This window comes from Gracilimonas qinghaiensis (genome assembly GCF_046602855.1).
GTDB lineage: Bacteria > Bacteroidota > Rhodothermia > Balneolales > Balneolaceae > Gracilimonas.
Window position 1 is genome coordinate 77,284 of record NZ_JBKINJ010000003.1, and the last position, 15,204, is coordinate 92,487.

Annotated in this window: 15 protein-coding genes; 3 read left to right on the plus strand and 12 right to left on the minus strand. The window is 42.4% G+C overall.

Features of this window, described 5'->3' with window-relative positions:
- Window positions 1–82: 82 nt before the first annotated feature.
- From paaZ to paaA, 11 genes are all read right to left on the minus strand, one after another.
- Entirely contained in the window at window positions 83–2,125 is a 2,043-nt protein-coding gene (gene paaZ / locus ACKGJO_RS14370) for a phenylacetic acid degradation bifunctional protein PaaZ (protein ID WP_411324154.1), read from the minus strand.
- Window positions 2,126–2,182: 57 nt separating this feature from the next.
- Complete coding sequence (locus ACKGJO_RS14375) at window positions 2,183–2,803, minus strand: acyltransferase (RefSeq protein WP_411324155.1); 621 nt, start codon at window positions 2,801–2,803, stop codon at window positions 2,183–2,185.
- Between the two features lie 105 nt (window positions 2,804–2,908).
- Window positions 2,909–4,117: a 3-oxoadipyl-CoA thiolase gene (gene pcaF / locus ACKGJO_RS14380; RefSeq protein WP_411324156.1), complete on the minus strand. Its 1,209-nt coding sequence runs from the start codon at window positions 4,115–4,117 to the stop codon at window positions 2,909–2,911.
- A gap of 29 nt (window positions 4,118–4,146) precedes the next feature.
- Window positions 4,147–4,569 (minus strand): PaaI family thioesterase, encoded by a 423-nt coding sequence (locus tag ACKGJO_RS14385; protein ID WP_411324157.1) that lies wholly within the window; start codon window positions 4,567–4,569, stop codon window positions 4,147–4,149.
- Between the two features lie 71 nt (window positions 4,570–4,640).
- Window positions 4,641–5,843: a 3-hydroxyacyl-CoA dehydrogenase NAD-binding domain-containing protein gene (locus ACKGJO_RS14390; protein ID WP_411324211.1), complete on the minus strand. Its 1,203-nt coding sequence runs from the start codon at window positions 5,841–5,843 to the stop codon at window positions 4,641–4,643.
- A 93-nt stretch (window positions 5,844–5,936) separates the two neighbouring features.
- The gene (locus ACKGJO_RS14395) at window positions 5,937–6,314 is read right to left on the minus strand and encodes a DUF4260 family protein (RefSeq protein WP_411324158.1); all 378 of its coding nucleotides are present in this window, start codon (window positions 6,312–6,314) and stop codon (window positions 5,937–5,939) included.
- A 110-nt stretch (window positions 6,315–6,424) separates the two neighbouring features.
- Complete coding sequence (locus tag ACKGJO_RS14400; protein ID WP_411324159.1) at window positions 6,425–7,204, minus strand: enoyl-CoA hydratase-related protein; 780 nt, start codon at window positions 7,202–7,204, stop codon at window positions 6,425–6,427.
- Between the two features lie 115 nt (window positions 7,205–7,319).
- Window positions 7,320–7,829 (minus strand): 1,2-phenylacetyl-CoA epoxidase subunit PaaD, encoded by a 510-nt coding sequence (gene paaD, locus ACKGJO_RS14405; protein ID WP_411324160.1) that lies wholly within the window; start codon window positions 7,827–7,829, stop codon window positions 7,320–7,322.
- A 75-nt stretch (window positions 7,830–7,904) separates the two neighbouring features.
- A complete protein-coding gene (paaC, locus tag ACKGJO_RS14410; protein WP_411324161.1) occupies window positions 7,905–8,690 on the minus strand; it encodes a 1,2-phenylacetyl-CoA epoxidase subunit PaaC in 786 nt (261 codons plus the stop codon).
- A gap of 75 nt (window positions 8,691–8,765) precedes the next feature.
- A complete protein-coding gene (gene paaB / locus ACKGJO_RS14415; RefSeq protein WP_411324162.1) occupies window positions 8,766–9,071 on the minus strand; it encodes a 1,2-phenylacetyl-CoA epoxidase subunit PaaB in 306 nt (101 codons plus the stop codon).
- Window positions 9,072–9,147: 76 nt separating this feature from the next.
- Complete coding sequence (paaA, locus tag ACKGJO_RS14420; RefSeq protein ID WP_411324163.1) at window positions 9,148–10,092, minus strand: 1,2-phenylacetyl-CoA epoxidase subunit PaaA; 945 nt, start codon at window positions 10,090–10,092, stop codon at window positions 9,148–9,150.
- A 127-nt stretch (window positions 10,093–10,219) separates the two neighbouring features.
- Here paaA and hppD point away from each other — a divergent pair, with 127 nt between their 5' ends.
- Entirely contained in the window at window positions 10,220–11,356 is a 1,137-nt protein-coding gene (gene hppD / locus ACKGJO_RS14425; RefSeq protein ID WP_411324164.1) for a 4-hydroxyphenylpyruvate dioxygenase, read from the plus strand.
- A gap of 83 nt (window positions 11,357–11,439) precedes the next feature.
- Window positions 11,440–12,594, plus strand: a complete 1,155-nt coding sequence (locus ACKGJO_RS14430) for a homogentisate 1,2-dioxygenase (RefSeq protein WP_411324165.1) — start codon at window positions 11,440–11,442, stop codon at window positions 12,592–12,594.
- Between the two features lie 40 nt (window positions 12,595–12,634).
- Here ACKGJO_RS14430 and ACKGJO_RS14435 read toward each other — a convergent pair whose 3' ends face one another.
- Window positions 12,635–13,021: a CBS domain-containing protein gene (locus ACKGJO_RS14435; protein ID WP_411324166.1), complete on the minus strand. Its 387-nt coding sequence runs from the start codon at window positions 13,019–13,021 to the stop codon at window positions 12,635–12,637.
- 301 nt (window positions 13,022–13,322) lie between these two features.
- On the opposite strand from ACKGJO_RS14435, the gene ACKGJO_RS14440 reads away from it, so the two are divergent.
- Window positions 13,323–15,113 (plus strand): M61 family metallopeptidase, encoded by a 1,791-nt coding sequence (locus tag ACKGJO_RS14440; RefSeq protein WP_411324167.1) that lies wholly within the window; start codon window positions 13,323–13,325, stop codon window positions 15,111–15,113.
- The last annotated feature ends 91 nt before the right edge of the window (window positions 15,114–15,204 follow it).

Consider the following 15,204-nt stretch of genomic DNA (forward strand, 5'->3'; position numbering starts at 1 on the left):
TGCTTTATCTGTTTAATTCTGATTTCTGAATTCTTAAACAGTTAGAGCGATGAATTTGAAAAACCTTACAAACTTTCTAAAACTACACTTCGTCTATATCTAATTTATGCTTTCGCTTCATCAGAGTAAGTATGGTGTATTCTGCCACCAGTGTATTATCCTGGTTGGTTACTTCCACATCCCAGTACACTACGCCGAAAGGAAATTTGTCGTCCTTTTTTTGTTGGCGGACGTTCTTCCGCTTTAATATCAATTTAGCTTGAATGGTATCACCCGGAAAAACCGGGGCGACGAATCGCAGATTTTCTAATCCATAATTCAACATGACCGGTCCTTCATTTGGATCCACGAACAAACCCGCCGTAGCAGAGAGTACGAAATAACCATGGGCTACGATCTTTCCAAATAGTGATCGGGCTGCTGCCTCGGGGTCAGTATGAGCATAAAAGTGATCTCCACTTAATTCTGCAAATTCTTTTACGTCTTTTTCAGTGACGGTCCGTTTTTCGGTAGTCATTGCTTCACCGATCTCCAATTCCTCATAATATTTTTGGAATGGATGCTTTTCGGTTTCTCTCGTTTCCGCTCCTTTGATATGTTGCTTAACAATGTTTCTCAATGTAGTAGGTGAACCCTGCAGAGCAACTCGCTGCATATTGTGAAGAACCGCACGGGCACCTCCCAATTCCTCGCCACCGCCTGCATGGCCTGGCCCGCCGTGAACCAAAGAAGCAATTGGTGAACCATGACCCGTGGATTCACCTGCGGAATTTCTATTGATCACCATAAAACGTCCGTGGTAGGGGGCACATCCCAAAGCAATTTTATGAGCCAGCTCATCATCAGCGGTAAAAAGGGAACCAACCAGTGAACCGTTAGCTTTGTTAGCTATGTCGATAGCTTCCTGAGTGTTTTTATACGGCATGACGGTGGTCATCGGACCAAAGGCCTCAAGCCGATGAACCGCATCAACCTGCATAGGTTTGTGACAAACTAGTACACGGGGATTTGTGAAGGCATCTTTCTTATCTCCGCTAGATATATATACGGTTTCTGTGATCTCAGATAGTTGCTGAAGCTGTTCTTCAAATCTTTCGGCTTGTAATGAACTTGCTAGTGGGCCCATTCGGGTTTCTTTCTGTCCTGGATTACCGATCGTGGTTTTATCCAATCTGGTTTTCAGAGCTTCGACGACCTTATCCTCTAAATGTTCAGGTACTATAGTCCGTCGAATCGCTGTACATTTTTGACCGGTTTTAACCGTCATCTCGCTTGCCACTTCTTTGATAAAGAGATCGAACTCTTCCATATCGGGAGTGACATCTTCCCCGAGAATAGAACAGTTTAATGAATCGGCTTCAAGATTAAATTGTACACTATTGGCGATAATATTTGGATGAGCTTTCAGTTTCTTTCCGGTCAGTGCTGAACCGGTAAAGGCTACTGAATCCTGACTTGTCAAATGATCCAACAGATCGCCGGGTTTGTCAGCTGCGATATATTGAACGGATCCTTCGGGTAGAATTTCCGATTCTATGATATCCTTGAAAACTGTCCAGGAAAGATATGATCCTGTTGGAGCCGGTTTCACCATAACAGGCAATCCAGCGATGATAGCAGGTGCCATCTTCTCAAGCATTCCCCAGATTGGGAAGTTAAAAGCGTTGATATGAATGGCAACTCCATGCTTTGGAACACAAATATGCTGCCCCATGAATGAGCCTTTACGGGAAAGTCGTTCGGTATTACCCTCAACATGCCAGGGCAGATCTGAAAGTTCGCGGCGTGATTTGCTCGAAATACCGAAAGCCGTGAGGATCCCACCTTCAATATCAATCCATGAATCAGCTCTGGTGGCTCCGGTATGCGTGGAGATATCATAATACTTCTCCTTGCGTTTCATCAGGTGCTGACCCAGAAATTTGATCTTAAATGCCCGCTCATGGATTGTCATCTCGCGGAGCTTTGGTCCTCCAAGCTGTCGAGCATATTCAAGTGCAGACTTATAATCAATATCCGCCTCCACCAGTTGTGCAACCGGTTCATTGCTTACCGCACTAAGAAGGTCAGTTTCTTCGCCTTCAGTTAACCATTTGCCTCGTATGTAACTTTGTACTTTTATCATATAATTTCCTATTAATATAAAGGGACACAGCAGTCAGAATTCAGAACTCAGTTATTTCTATTCTGACTGCTGTGTTCTGATTTTTGATTTCTTTCTTCCCCATGTCTCGTACCCCATCTTCTGGTCTTCTCTGCCTTCCGGGGCTTCACTCAGTGGTTCACATTCCTTTAAGGTCTCATGTAATTCTTTGGGAAGTTGTTGATAGAGCTTTGTGCCTTTCGTCTTCCATTCTATCATTTCATCGGTTACATCCTTCACGATCTTAGCCGGATTTCCCACGGCAAGTTTTCGTTCTGCGATCTTCATTCCCTCAGGTACAAATGAATGAGCTCCAATAATACATTCTTTTCCAACCTTCACATTATCCATAACTACAGCATTCATACCGATCAGGCAGTTTTCGCCAAGATGAGCTCCATGAATGATAGCTCCGTGCCCGACATGAGCGGATTTTTCTAAAATCACCGTCACTCCCGGAAACATATGGATGGTGCAATTTTCCTGTACATTACATCCATCCTCGATCACTATCTTGCCCCAATCACCACGAATAGCCGCACCGGGACCGATATACACATCTTTCCCAATGATCACATTTCCGGTAACTGCTGCAAGTGGATGCACAAAAGCCGTTTCGTGAACGACTGGCTGATATCCTTTAAACTCATAAATTGACATAATCGAGTGTTTTTTGAACCGCAAAGAGCGCTAAGATCATGCAAAGTTCGCAGAATAAATGCTTAGCGTCCTCTGCGATACCTCCGCGTCCTTTGCAGTTAATTACTAAGTTTTTTCGATGATCACGGCCATACCTTGCCCCACGCCCACACACAACATACAAAGTGCATATTTATATGATTCTTTTTCGTGAAGTTCGATTGTAGCTGTTTGCAATAATCGCTGTCCGGTCATGCCCAGCGGGTGACCTAAGGCAATAGCTCCACCGTTTGGGTTGAGTCGGGGATCATTGTCATCCATTTCGAGGATTCGGGTTACACCGAGCGATTGCCCGGCAAAAGCTTCATTTAGCTCTATAATATCCATATCATCCAGCTTCATACCGGCGCGTTTTAATACTTTTTGAGCTGCTTCAACCGGACCCAATCCCATAATTCTTGGTTCAATTCCTGAAACAGCATGGGCCACAATTCTGGCTTTTGGCGTCAATCCAAAATCTTTGACTGCTTTATCAGAGGCGACCAATAAAGCTCCTGCACCGTCATTTAATCCTGAGGCATTCCCGGCAGTAACAGAGCCGCCTTTTTTAAATGCGGGACTAAGTTTAGCCAGTATTTCAGGGGTGGTATCAGGTCGCATGAATTCATCGTGTTCAAATAGGTATGGATCCTGTTTTCTGCGGGGGATCTCAACCGGAATGATTTCTTTTGCAAGTCGGCCCGAATCACGTGCGGCTCCCGCTTTTTGCTGACTCCAGGCCGCAAACTTATCCTGGTCTTCTCTGCTGATATTATGCTTTTCAACGACATTTTCTGCGGTCATTCCCATGCCATCGGTTCCATACATTTCCTTCATTTTGGGATTAACGAATCTCCATCCAAAAGTTGAATCGTGCATTTCTGTGGTTCCTGAATAGGGAGAAGATCCCTTTCCTAAAACGATAGGGCCACGAGTCATATGTTCTACGCCCCCGGTAATAAAAAGATCACCCTCTCTGGCTTTGATCGCATGATAGGCTTTCACAGTGGCACTCATTCCTGATGCACATAGTCGATTAATGGTTTCGCCGGGTACTGAAACGGGAATACCGGCTAGGAGAGAAGCCATTCTTGCCACATTGCGATTATCCTCACCGGCCTGATTGGCACACCCAAGGATCACATCCTCAATAGATTCCAGGTCGATCTCAGGATTTCGTTTAATAAGTTCTTTTATGGGTATGGCTGCGAGATCATCTGCCCGTATAGGGGAGAGAGAACCCTTTAATTTACCAATGGGAGTTCTTATTCCGTCAATAATATATGCTTCTGACATATAATTTTATATTTCTAAATATTAAATTTTTAATTATCCAATTCGTGTTGCTTTCCCGTTCGGTAGACGGTACCTCTGAATTCAGCGATCAATTCAGTATTCTGATTAGAAACCCTGACTTTGTAAACTCCAATAGTTCGGCCATTTTGGAGCTCTTCAGTTTCGGCAGTCAACTCGTCTCCGACATTCACTTTCTTGGTAAAGTTGATGTTGTTTTCTAAAGCTAGCGAGAGCGAACCTCTTGAGTTTGAGGCAAAAGCTAAAGCACTGTCGGCTAAAGAAAAAGTAACCCCACCGTGGCAAACACCAAACCCATTTGTCATTTCCTCCCTGATCTTCACTGAGAGTTTACAGTAACCGGGCTCAGATTTTAAAACCTTAATTCCCATCCATTGGGAAAAGGCATCGCTCTGAAGCATCTTGTTTGTTATGGGATGGGTTTCTTTACTCATAGGTGTTGGCTTAAGGCTTTTATTCGTCAGTTTGCCAAAACTGAAAGCTGAAATCAGTTAGCTGATGGCTATTATTTATAAAAATTCTTACCCTCAGCCACCATTTTTTTCAGCAGTGGGTTTGGACGGTATCGGTCTTCACGATATTCAACCTGTAGTGCTGTCATTCTGTCGAGCACATTCTTGAGTCCAATTTCATCACCCCATTTCAGTAATCCTTTTGGGTAATTAACTCCGTTTTGCATGGCTAAGTCAACATCTTCAATCGAGGCTATATTCATAAAAACGGCATCACAAGCCTCGTTTATCAGCATAGTTAGGATCCGGTTAAAAATATCCTGACCGACTTTTTCATCTTTATTTGGTGCAGAATTTTTGGACTCATCTTTGTAGTGGTAAAACCCGCGGCCTGATTTTCTGCCCAGCCAACCGGCCTCAACCATTCGTTTTTGGGCAAAAGACGGTTTGAACCGAGGATCGTAGTAAAACGCTTCAAAAACCGTACTGGTAACTTCATAATTCACATCATGGCCAATCAGATCCATGAGTTCAAAGGGACCCATGCGAAAACCGCCGATCTCTTTCATTGCCCAATCAATGGTAGCGGCATCAGCAATGCCTTCCTCGTATATGCGGAGTGCTTCTCCATAGAAAGGTCGTGCCACACGATTCACGATGAATCCGGGAGTGTCTTTACCAGAAACGGTGATCTTGTCCCAGCTTTTAACGAAGTTTTTGGTCGAGTCAAATATATCATCTTCAGTAGCAATTCCAGGAATGATCTCCACTAACTTCATCAGAGGAGCAGGATTAAAAAAGTGAACGCCTAAAAATCGCTCAGGTCGTTTCAGTGCTGATGAAATGGCCGCAATTGAAAGTGAGGAGGTATTGGAAGCTAAAACACAATTCCTTGGAACTATACCTTCAAGCCGCGCAAAGGTGTCTTTTTTAATATCGAGATCCTCAACAATGGCTTCGATTACAAATCCGCATTCGCCAAAGTCAGTGATGTTATCTACGAATTCAATTCGTTCAAGGATGTCATCAATCTGGTCCTGGGTCATACGCTCTTTTTCAACCTGCCGTGATAAAATACTTTCCAGTCCTGCCTTTGATTTTTCAAGTTGTTGAGGATATGCATCGTAAAGAAAGACTTGATGCCCCTGAGTTGCTGCTACTTGCGCAATTCCGGTTCCCATTGTTCCGGCTCCAATAACGCCGACCTTAGTATCTTTTGGTATCATAGAAAATAGTTTGTTTAACGTCTGAAAAATCGCTTCCAAGATAATAAATCCAAAGCGGAATACTGTTTAAAATATGTACCAAAAAATGGAAATAGTAGCTTCGAAATTATTTCAATAGGCTGTTCAGTTTCCAATCCAACCCAGGTGTGTGTGTTTGAAGTCATCAGAAAATTTAAGACCGTAGCCAAATATACGATCAAAAGCAGCATGACCAAGGAATATAATACCAACAGTAAGGAGCCATTCAACTTCAATAAAATAACCGGTAAATATAACTGCGATCATAATGCCTTTATGGTGAAGAATATTATAAGCTATTGAGCCAATTTGTTTGTTGATCAAATAAGCGCTAAATGAAACATCAGGCAGGAAAAAGAGAAGAGCAAACAACCAGAAGCTATAAGTGGTGGTCAATTCAAATAAGATGAGAGAACCCATGAAAAGAGTCAGTTCTTCAAAAATTAGAAGGACTTTTAAGGTTCTGCTGAGTTCAATTTTCATAGCAGTTAATTTTTTTTGGTTTAACCGCAGAATACGAAAGTGATCTCTGAAAGTTCAGTAGGGAGTATTCTTTTCTTAGGTGAAAATTTAAGTCTGAGTAACCTTCGCCCTTATTTGCCTTTAAAATCTGGTTTTCGCTTCTCTAAAAAGGCCTGAACGCCTTCATTATAATCATGAGTGTTTCCAGCCTCAGCCTGAAGATCGGCTTCCAGTTTCATTTGGGATTCAAGATTGTTGTAGAAACCTGCATTAAAACCCTTTTTAGTGAGTCCAAATCCACGGGTTGGCATTTTGGCTAATTTTGAAGCTATAGCCTCAGCTTCTTTCATAAAAGCATTTTCCGGATACGATTTCCAGATCATTCCCATTTCAACGGCCTCCTGAGCTGATACTTTTTCACCCAGAAAGGTCAAAGCTGTAGCACGTGCTAATCCTATCAATCGTGGCAAAATGTAGGTTCCACCACTGTCAGGGATCAGTCCTATTTGTGAAAAGGATTGAATGAACGTAGCTTCTTCACTGGCTATAACAATATCACAGGCTAGGGCAATGTTGGCTCCGGCTCCGGCTGCGGTTCCGTTTACTGCACAGACAACAGGTTTTTCCAGTTCACGAATACCTTTAATGATCGGAATGTAGGTATGGTAGACGATCTCACTCAGATCGCGCTCTGGATCATTAGAGATTTCAGTTGCTTCTGCCAGATCCTGACCTGCAGAAAATGCTCTGCCCGTTCCCCTTACTAAAACAGATCTAACTTCATCATTTGACTCAGCCTCCATTAGGGCTTCTTTCATTTGGTCGGCCATCTCAAAATTAAAGCTGTTGAGTTTGTCAGGCCGATTTAGTGTAATCGTGTAAACGCCGTTGGTGAGATTTGTTTCAATCATGGGTTTTAGGACTAGGTTGTTATTTGCCAAAGTGTGAGCGGAGTTTGTCGAAAAGAAATATGCGTACTCTGAGAACAGATTTCAAAGACAAACCAAAACTATAATAGTGTACAGCTTAAATGCATTTAAAATGCTCGAATGGTTGTTCACAGTTGTTACAATAGTATTGTGACTTGCAGGCGGTTGAACCAAACTGACTGACTAATTTAGTTTCGAAAGAGTCGCAAAAAGGGCAGGGTATGACTTTCGTTTTGGATAAATTCTTTAAAAAATCGTTTTCCTCTTCGGTTTTTTCCGGTGGTGCGATACCATAATCTTTAAGCTTTGATTTGGCTTCTTCAGTCATCCAATCGGTAGTCCACGTTTCTGCGAAGTCGAGCTTCACTTTGAAATTTTCTACCTCTCTTTCTTCTAACTTTTCAACTACCAGCTTTTCAATTGCATTCATAGCGGGGCAGCCGGAATAGGTAGGTGTGATCTTAACCAATATATTACCGAGATTATCAATCTCAACTTTCCGGGCAATTCCCATTTCCACAATATTTAATACCGGAATTTCAGGATCCGTTACTTCCCTCAGGAAATCCCAGATCTGCTCTTTAGTATGTAGTTGTTTGGTTGGCATTTATTAGTTTTGAGTCATGAGTAGTGGGTTTTGAGCAGAGTTCTCATGACTCAAAACCCACTACTCATGACTATTTTATTTCCACTCTGCATCAGGATATGATCTGCGCAAAAACTGCATCTGTGCAAGCATATGTCCCAAATGCTCAGTGTGTATTCCCTTGCGACTGCCTGTCATCATAAATTGATCCCAGTCAGGCACTGTCAATGTGGCTTCTGTTAAAGTATCCTCAATTAATTTTTTCCACTCGCCTTTGAATTCAGATGAGTCTACACCTAGTCCTTCATTTATCATGGTCTTATCAACTTCATCCATATAAAAAAGCTCGTCTGTATACATCCAGATTTCATCAAAAGAAGCTTGAATGCGGTCATGACTTTCCTCAGTGCCGTCACCCAATCTTAATACCCATTCCCTGGAATGACGCAGGTGGTATTTGATCTCCTTAAGGTGCTTGTTGATCATTCCTGCAAACTGCTCATCTTTGACATCTTTCAGATAATGATACTGGAAGTAGCTGAATGCACTGAATATAAACTGACGAGCAACAGTAAATGCAAAGTCACCTTTGGGAAGCTCGCAAAGCTGAAGGTTGGTGAAATCCCTATCATCACGAAAGTAAGCAAAGTGGTCCTCGTCATGCCCTTCTCCTTCAATTTCTGCGGCATATTCGTAAAGGGCAGTAGCGTGACCGATAAGATCCAACGCAATATTGGCCATAGCCAGATCTTCCTCAAGCTGAGGTCCATGTCCACACCATTCGCTCATTCTTTGGCCAAAAATAAGGCGATCATCAGCTAACCTGAGCAAATAGGTAAGAAACGATTCTTTTTTTGCTAATTCTTTAGTTTCAGTACTCATCTTTCAAATAATTTTTAGTTGATCGCTATTTGTTTAATGGTTGATCGGGAAATCCCAATAACGAATAACCATTAACTATGATCTCTTTTTAACAGCTCTTGGTACACTGTAGAATTGCGGGTGCCTGTACGGTTTGTCATTAGCCGGATCAAAAAACGGTCCCATATCATCCGGAGTTGAGGCAGTGATATGTTTTGATTCAACTACCCAAATGCTCACGCCTTCATTTCTTCGGGCATAGACATCACGCGCATTCTGAAGCGCCATTTCTTTGTCGGCTGCATGCAAACTTCCTGCGTGTTCGTGGGGCTTACCTGATTTTGGCTGAGTAAAAACCTCCCAAAGAGGCCAATTATCTTTCTCGGAATTATTATCTGACATGAAAATCTTAGTTTCAACTGATTAAAAAGAGATAAGTAATCTGTTAACTGGTGGCAGCTAACTGAAAACTGTTTTTTTAAGATGCTTTTTCTTGGCTTAATTTTTTCTTTCGTGCGTAAGCATTGGCTGCTTCACGAACCCACTCACCGTTTTCATGAGCTGCTCTTCTAGCTTTCATGCGTTCACGATTCATGATACCGTTACCTTTTACTACATCCCAGAATTCATCCCAGGGAATATTACCGAAATCCCAGTGACCGGATTCCTCATTATATTTCAGATCCGGATCGGGAATTTCGAGACCGATTGCATCGGCTTCCATGACCATACGGTCAACATAATGCTGACGGAGTTCATCATTGGTTTTCAGCTTAACCTGCCATTTGATGAGCTCGGCGCTGTTTGGAGAATCGGTGTCATGCGGACCGAACATCATCAGGCTGGGCCACCACCAGCGATTTACAGAATCCTGAGCCATTTTTTGCTGTTCGGGTGTGCCGGAAGCCATCTTGGCTATCATCTCATATCCCTGCTTTTTGTGAAAACTTTCTTCCTTGCAGATTCGAACGTTGGCACGAGAATAGGGTCCATATGAAGAGCGTGCCAACATGGTTTGATTTACAATCGCTGCCCCATCCACAAGCCATCCGATCGCGCAAATATCGGCGTAAGTCATAGTAGGGTAGTTGAAAATACTTGAGTACTTGGCACTTCCATATAAATATTGATCAACGAGTTCTTTTCTTTCGATTCCCAAGGTTTCGGTCGCACTATACAAATAGAGACCATGACCGGCTTCGTCCTGAACCTTAGCAAGGAGTACCAATTTCCTTTTGAGTGATGGAGCTCGTTCGATCCAGTTCCCCTCCGGAAGCATACCCACGATTTCAGAGTGGGCATGCTGACTCATCATTCTGATTAATTGCTGGCGATACCGTTCTGGCATCCAATCTTTGGGTTCAATTTTTTCTCCCGCATCAATGCGGGCTTGAAATTCGTCTAACTTTTCTTGATTCTCCATGTGGAAGCGCTTTTTTATTTTGTAAATTAAACAATGTGAGCCTTACAATCATTCGAAAGATAGTTTAAAATCGTTAAAAAACGGAAAGGCCCACTAAGCTAATTGAAATTTAAGAGAACCAAGTAAAATGGCTGGAAAGCAAGACACCCTTCAAAGACCCGTAGAAGAAAAATTTGATGACCATCTTGGACTTCAGGATGTAGATTACGTGGAGCATTATGTAAGTAATGCCAAGCAAGCAGCACACTATTACATTACCACGTTTGGATTTGAGATGAAAGCTTATTCGGGATTAGAGACAGGCGTACGGGATCGGGCATCGTATTATTTAGAGCAAGGAAATATTCGTTTCGTACTATCGTCTCCTTTGAACAGCAACTCGCCGATCTCAAAGTTCGTACATAAACACGGTGATGGAGTAAAAGATATTGCCATGCATGTGGAGGATGTAGATCGAGCGTTTAATGAATCCGTAAAACGGGGAGCTGAGGCAGTTACGGAACCTTACGATATGAAAGACGAACATGGGATCATTCGCAGGGCAGCAATCAAAACATACGGTGATGTGATCCACTCTTTCATAGATCGCTCAAGTTATGATGGTTTGTTTATGCCGGGATATCAGCCTAAAGAAAGTCTATTGAAGACGGATCCTGTAGGTGTTCAGTTCGTAGACCATTGTGTAGGTAATGTGGAATTGGGGCAGATGGAGCGCTGGGTTGATTTCTATCGCGATGTGCTTGGTTTTACTCAGTACATCAGCTTTGACGATAAAGATATTTCAACTGAATATTCGGCCCTGATGAGTCGCGTGATGGCAGGTGGTCGAGGAATGATCAAGTTCCCAATAAACGAGCCTGCAGACGGAAAGAGAAAATCACAGATCGAGGAATACCTTGATTTCTTTGAAGGTCCCGGTGTACAACATGTAGCTATGCTTACCGGTGATATCATCGATACCGTAACCAAACTCCGTGATCGGGGCGTAGAGTTTCTCAAAGTACCGACTACCTATTATGAAGAATTGGAAGACCGTGTGGGCAACATCGATGAGCCCATCGAGAAACTTGAAGATCTGGGAATTCTGGTGGATCGTGACGATGAAGGATATCTGCTTCAGATATTCACCAAGCCGGTAGTAGATCGGCCGACCTTATTCTACGAGATCATCCAGCGCAAAGGTGCCCGCGGTTTTGGAAAAGGAAATTTCAAAGCCCTTTTCGAAGCCATCGAGCGTGAACAAGACCTTAGAGGCAATTTGTAATTATAAATTAGAGATTATGGATTTTGAATTTGGCTGGAATACAGCAATTCAAAATCCATAATTCAAAATTCAAAATTTTAGCCATGTATTACCACGCATTAGGGAAGATCCCGCACAAACGACATACGATATTTCGCAGAGAGGATGGTGAACTTTACACTGAAGAACTATTTGGAGCGGAGGGATTCCATGGAAACAGTTCGCTGCTGTATCATCATAATATGCCAACTCGGGTTATCAAGATCGAGGAAGGTGCAAAGATCGATGTCAAAAAAGCGGATGAGAAGACTTTGCGCCACCGTTTACTGAATACCAAGGATATTCCCGCGGGAGGGGATCCCATTACCGGTCGAAAAGTGCTAATGTTCAATAACGACATTCAGATCGGCGTAGCACGACCAACCGGTGATATGGATTATTTCTATCGTAATGGAGAGCACGATGAACTGCTGTTTATACACGAGGGTGAAGGGCATATACAGTCGGTTTTCGGTAGACTCGATTTTGGTTGGGGCGACTATATATATATGCCTCGTGGTACTACGTATCAGATCAATTTTGAGACAGAAGAAGCCCGTTATCTCTTTGCCGACTCAACAGGCCCTATTGACTTCCCCAAACGCTACCTATCCGAAATGGGGCAGTTCATGGAAAATTCTCCATTTTGCGAACGGGATTTTAGGTTGCCATCCGAGCAGTTATACTTTCCGGAAGAAGGAGAATTTGAGGTTCGGATCAAAAAAGGCGGGCGATTCCATCATTATACAGTAGATTACCATCCATGCGATGTGGTTGGGTGGGATGGTTATCTGTATCCCTGGATATTTAATATTAAGGATTTTGAACCGATCACCGGCCGTATTCATCAGCCGCCACCGGTTCACCAAACGTTCAGAGGGCACAATTATGTGGTGTGCAGTTTCTGCCCGCGTAAGTTCGATTATCACCCTGAATCAATTCCGGCGCCATACAATCACTCTAATGTAGATTCCGATGAGATGATTTATTATGTGGAAGGCGATTTCATGAGTCGTAAAGGTATTGGGTATGCGGATATAACGTTGCATCCGGGGGGTATCCCACATGGACCTCAGCCCGGTAAAGCTGAAGGCAGTATAGGGGCGGAAGAGACAGATGAATATGCTGTTATGATCGACACTTTCCATCCTATGTATGTTACCGAAGAAGCCATGCGATTGGATGATCCCAGTTATCCATATTCTTGGTTAAATGATTAATAATGCCATCTAATGGATTTATATACTTAAGAAGGGCACATTAACTCCATGTTTCATTTCTGAGAGAATCAACGGCAACCATTACGTCATACTGACTGATCTGTCCAACTAATTCTCCATTATCCACTACCGGAAATCGTCTGAGCCGAAGTTTCAGGAATTTCTGTGCAACTTCTATGATGTTTTCATTGGGGCCTACCGTAATAGGTGCAGGCGTCATGTATTCACTTACGGTCCCATTCAGTTCAGGGGTATTGGTATATTTTCCGCGAACAACTTGCTTTACACAATCCCCTTCGGATACGATACCAACAAGTTCGCCTTCATCATTAACCACAGGTCCTCCCGAGAACTTTTTTTTAACCAAAATTCGTAATACATGTCCCATAGAGTCATCCGGAGAGAATGTGATAAGATTTTTAGTCATAAAATCTTTAACCTGTATAGCCTGCCCTTTAAACTTGGGTTCTTTCTTTTTCGGTGCTTGATAACTTTTAACCATAATTGAATTGAATTCTGTTTAATTGTTTCACCATGTAAAAAGCGATTTTTATATGTCTATTGCAATAACTATAGAAGGGATTTTTTCGTTGGATATTTCTTTGAATAATTAATGGTTTCGTCATTTATCATTTCTTTCAAATCTTTTAACGTTCTGTTCCTTTGCGTCTGAAGGAAACTCTGTTCATATTCACGGCCTTTATAGTAATTCAAGTATAATCTTTGTTATGAGAAAAGCATCGACAGCCCTCATTTTTTCACTTGTGTTGATATTTTTTGCACAAGCTCAAAGCACCACTAAGTACAATATCTCATTTGAAAACGCTGTTCACCACGAGGCAGAAATTCGGGTGGAGTTTACAAATCTGGAAAATAAAGTTCTTGAGATCAGGATGAGCCGCACTTCTCCGGGTCGTTATGCGTTGCATGAGTTCGCCAAGAATGTGTATGGAGTGAGGGCTACTGACGGTGAGGGAAAGGAGCTGAAAGTGACACGACCTAACCCACATCAGTGGAATGTAAGTGGCCACGATGGTACCGTAAATTTTGAATATATACTATTTGCCAATCGGGGAGATGGTACTTATTCGCAGGTGGATGAAACACATGCTCACCTAAACATGCCGGCAACTTTTGTGTGGGCCAGAGACTATGAACAACGGCCGATCGAGATCGATTTTGATATACCGGAACACCTGAACTGGAAGATCGCCACGCAGTTAAAGCCTTTGAGCGAAACAACCTATTATGCTCCCGATCTGTATTATTTTTTGGACAGTCCTGTAGAAATCGCTGATCTGTATGAAAGGTCTAAAAAAGTAGGGGGGCAAACTATAAAGATGGCCTTGCATACTAAATCAACAGATCGTGAAGTTGACTCTTATTTTGAGAATGTAATGGCTATTGTTAATGAACAGGTAGAAGTATTTGGTGAACTTCCGGATCTGGATTATGGTGAATATGTATTCCTGAATTGCTTTATGCCAAACGCCAGTGGAGATGGGATGGAGCATCGAAACTCCACGGTTGTGACAAACTCAAAACCGCTTGATGAGCCACTTGGTGAGACCAGTATTGGTACAATCTCACATGAGTTTGTACATACCTGGAATGTAGAGCGCATTCGTCCTGCAAGCCTAGAACCTTTTGATTTTGAAGAAGCCAATATGAGTGGCGAACTATGGTTTGCTGAGGGCTTTACCAGTTACTACACTAACCTGATCCTTACCAGAGCAGGAATCAGAACTCCGAAAGAATATGTAGAAGGCCTGGCCGGTGGTATCAATTATGTTTTCAATCACCCTGGTACGCAATTTTTCAATCCAGTTGAAATGAGCTATCAGGCGCCATTTGTGGATGCAGCCCGCTCTGTAGATCCCGTGAACCGAGAGAATACCTTCATTTCATATTATACGTACGGAAGTGTATTGGGTTTAGCTCTCGATCTGTCACTTAGGGATATGGATGGTGATAAAAATCTTGATGATTTCATGAAACTGATGTGGATCAAATTTGGGAAAAAGGAAATTCCATATACCAATAGAGATATTGAAGATGCTTTGACTGAGTATGCTGGAGAAGAATTTGCATCAAACTTCTTCAGTAAATATATCTTTGATAGTCGAATGCCGGATTATAAAGCATTACTTGCGGCCGTTGGCATTGAATTCGGGAAAGCCAATCCAGGCAAAGCAAGCCTGGGGACTAATATTAGAATTGAAAATGGAGTTGGTATTTTGACAAGCAATGCCATAAAAGGTTCACCTGTCTACGAAGCAGGAATTGAATCTACTGATGAGATATTATCCATTGCAGGTAACCGTCTGAACAGTGTAAATAGTGTGGATGAAATACTGGAAGATTATGAGCCCGGAGACACAGTTGAGATCACTTTTATAAGATGGGGGCAGCAGAAAACAACTACAGCTATCCTTATGAAGGATCCTGACTATCAAACAAAGTACTTAAATGATATCAATTCATCGCAAAGACAAAAACGAAATAGCTGGCTGGACTGAATTTGATCGAAACAAAATAAATTCCACTTCATATGAGTTCTTGTTCATGGCTTTCTAATAGGAATTGTCTCACTTAGTTTTGAAATGGTTT

Excerpts from the sequence above, each read along its gene's own strand:
- paaZ (WP_411324154.1), bottom strand. The coding sequence starts at position 2,125 with ATGATAAAAGTACAAAGTTACATACGAGGCAAATGGTTAACTGAAGGC.
- ACKGJO_RS14375 (WP_411324155.1), bottom strand. The coding sequence starts at position 2,803 with ATGTCAATTTATGAGTTTAAAGGATATCAGCCAGTCGTTCACGAAACG.
- pcaF (WP_411324156.1), bottom strand. The coding sequence starts at position 4,117 with ATGTCAGAAGCATATATTATTGACGGAATAAGAACTCCCATTGGTAAA.
- ACKGJO_RS14385 (WP_411324157.1), bottom strand. The coding sequence starts at position 4,569 with ATGAGTAAAGAAACCCATCCCATAACAAACAAGATGCTTCAGAGCGAT.
- ACKGJO_RS14395 (WP_411324158.1), bottom strand. The coding sequence starts at position 6,314 with ATGAAAATTGAACTCAGCAGAACCTTAAAAGTCCTTCTAATTTTTGAA.
- ACKGJO_RS14400 (WP_411324159.1), bottom strand. The coding sequence starts at position 7,204 with ATGATTGAAACAAATCTCACCAACGGCGTTTACACGATTACACTAAAT.
- paaD (WP_411324160.1), bottom strand. The coding sequence starts at position 7,829 with ATGCCAACCAAACAACTACATACTAAAGAGCAGATCTGGGATTTCCTG.
- paaC (WP_411324161.1), bottom strand. The coding sequence starts at position 8,690 with ATGAGTACTGAAACTAAAGAATTAGCAAAAAAAGAATCGTTTCTTACC.
- paaB (WP_411324162.1), bottom strand. The coding sequence starts at position 9,071 with ATGTCAGATAATAATTCCGAGAAAGATAATTGGCCTCTTTGGGAGGTT.
- paaA (WP_411324163.1), bottom strand. The coding sequence starts at position 10,092 with ATGGAGAATCAAGAAAAGTTAGACGAATTTCAAGCCCGCATTGATGCG.
- hppD (WP_411324164.1), top strand. The coding sequence starts at position 10,220 with ATGGCTGGAAAGCAAGACACCCTTCAAAGACCCGTAGAAGAAAAATTT.
- ACKGJO_RS14430 (WP_411324165.1), top strand. The coding sequence starts at position 11,440 with ATGTATTACCACGCATTAGGGAAGATCCCGCACAAACGACATACGATA.
- ACKGJO_RS14435 (WP_411324166.1), bottom strand. The coding sequence starts at position 13,021 with ATGACTAAAAATCTTATCACATTCTCTCCGGATGACTCTATGGGACAT.
- ACKGJO_RS14440 (WP_411324167.1), top strand. The coding sequence starts at position 13,323 with ATGAGAAAAGCATCGACAGCCCTCATTTTTTCACTTGTGTTGATATTT.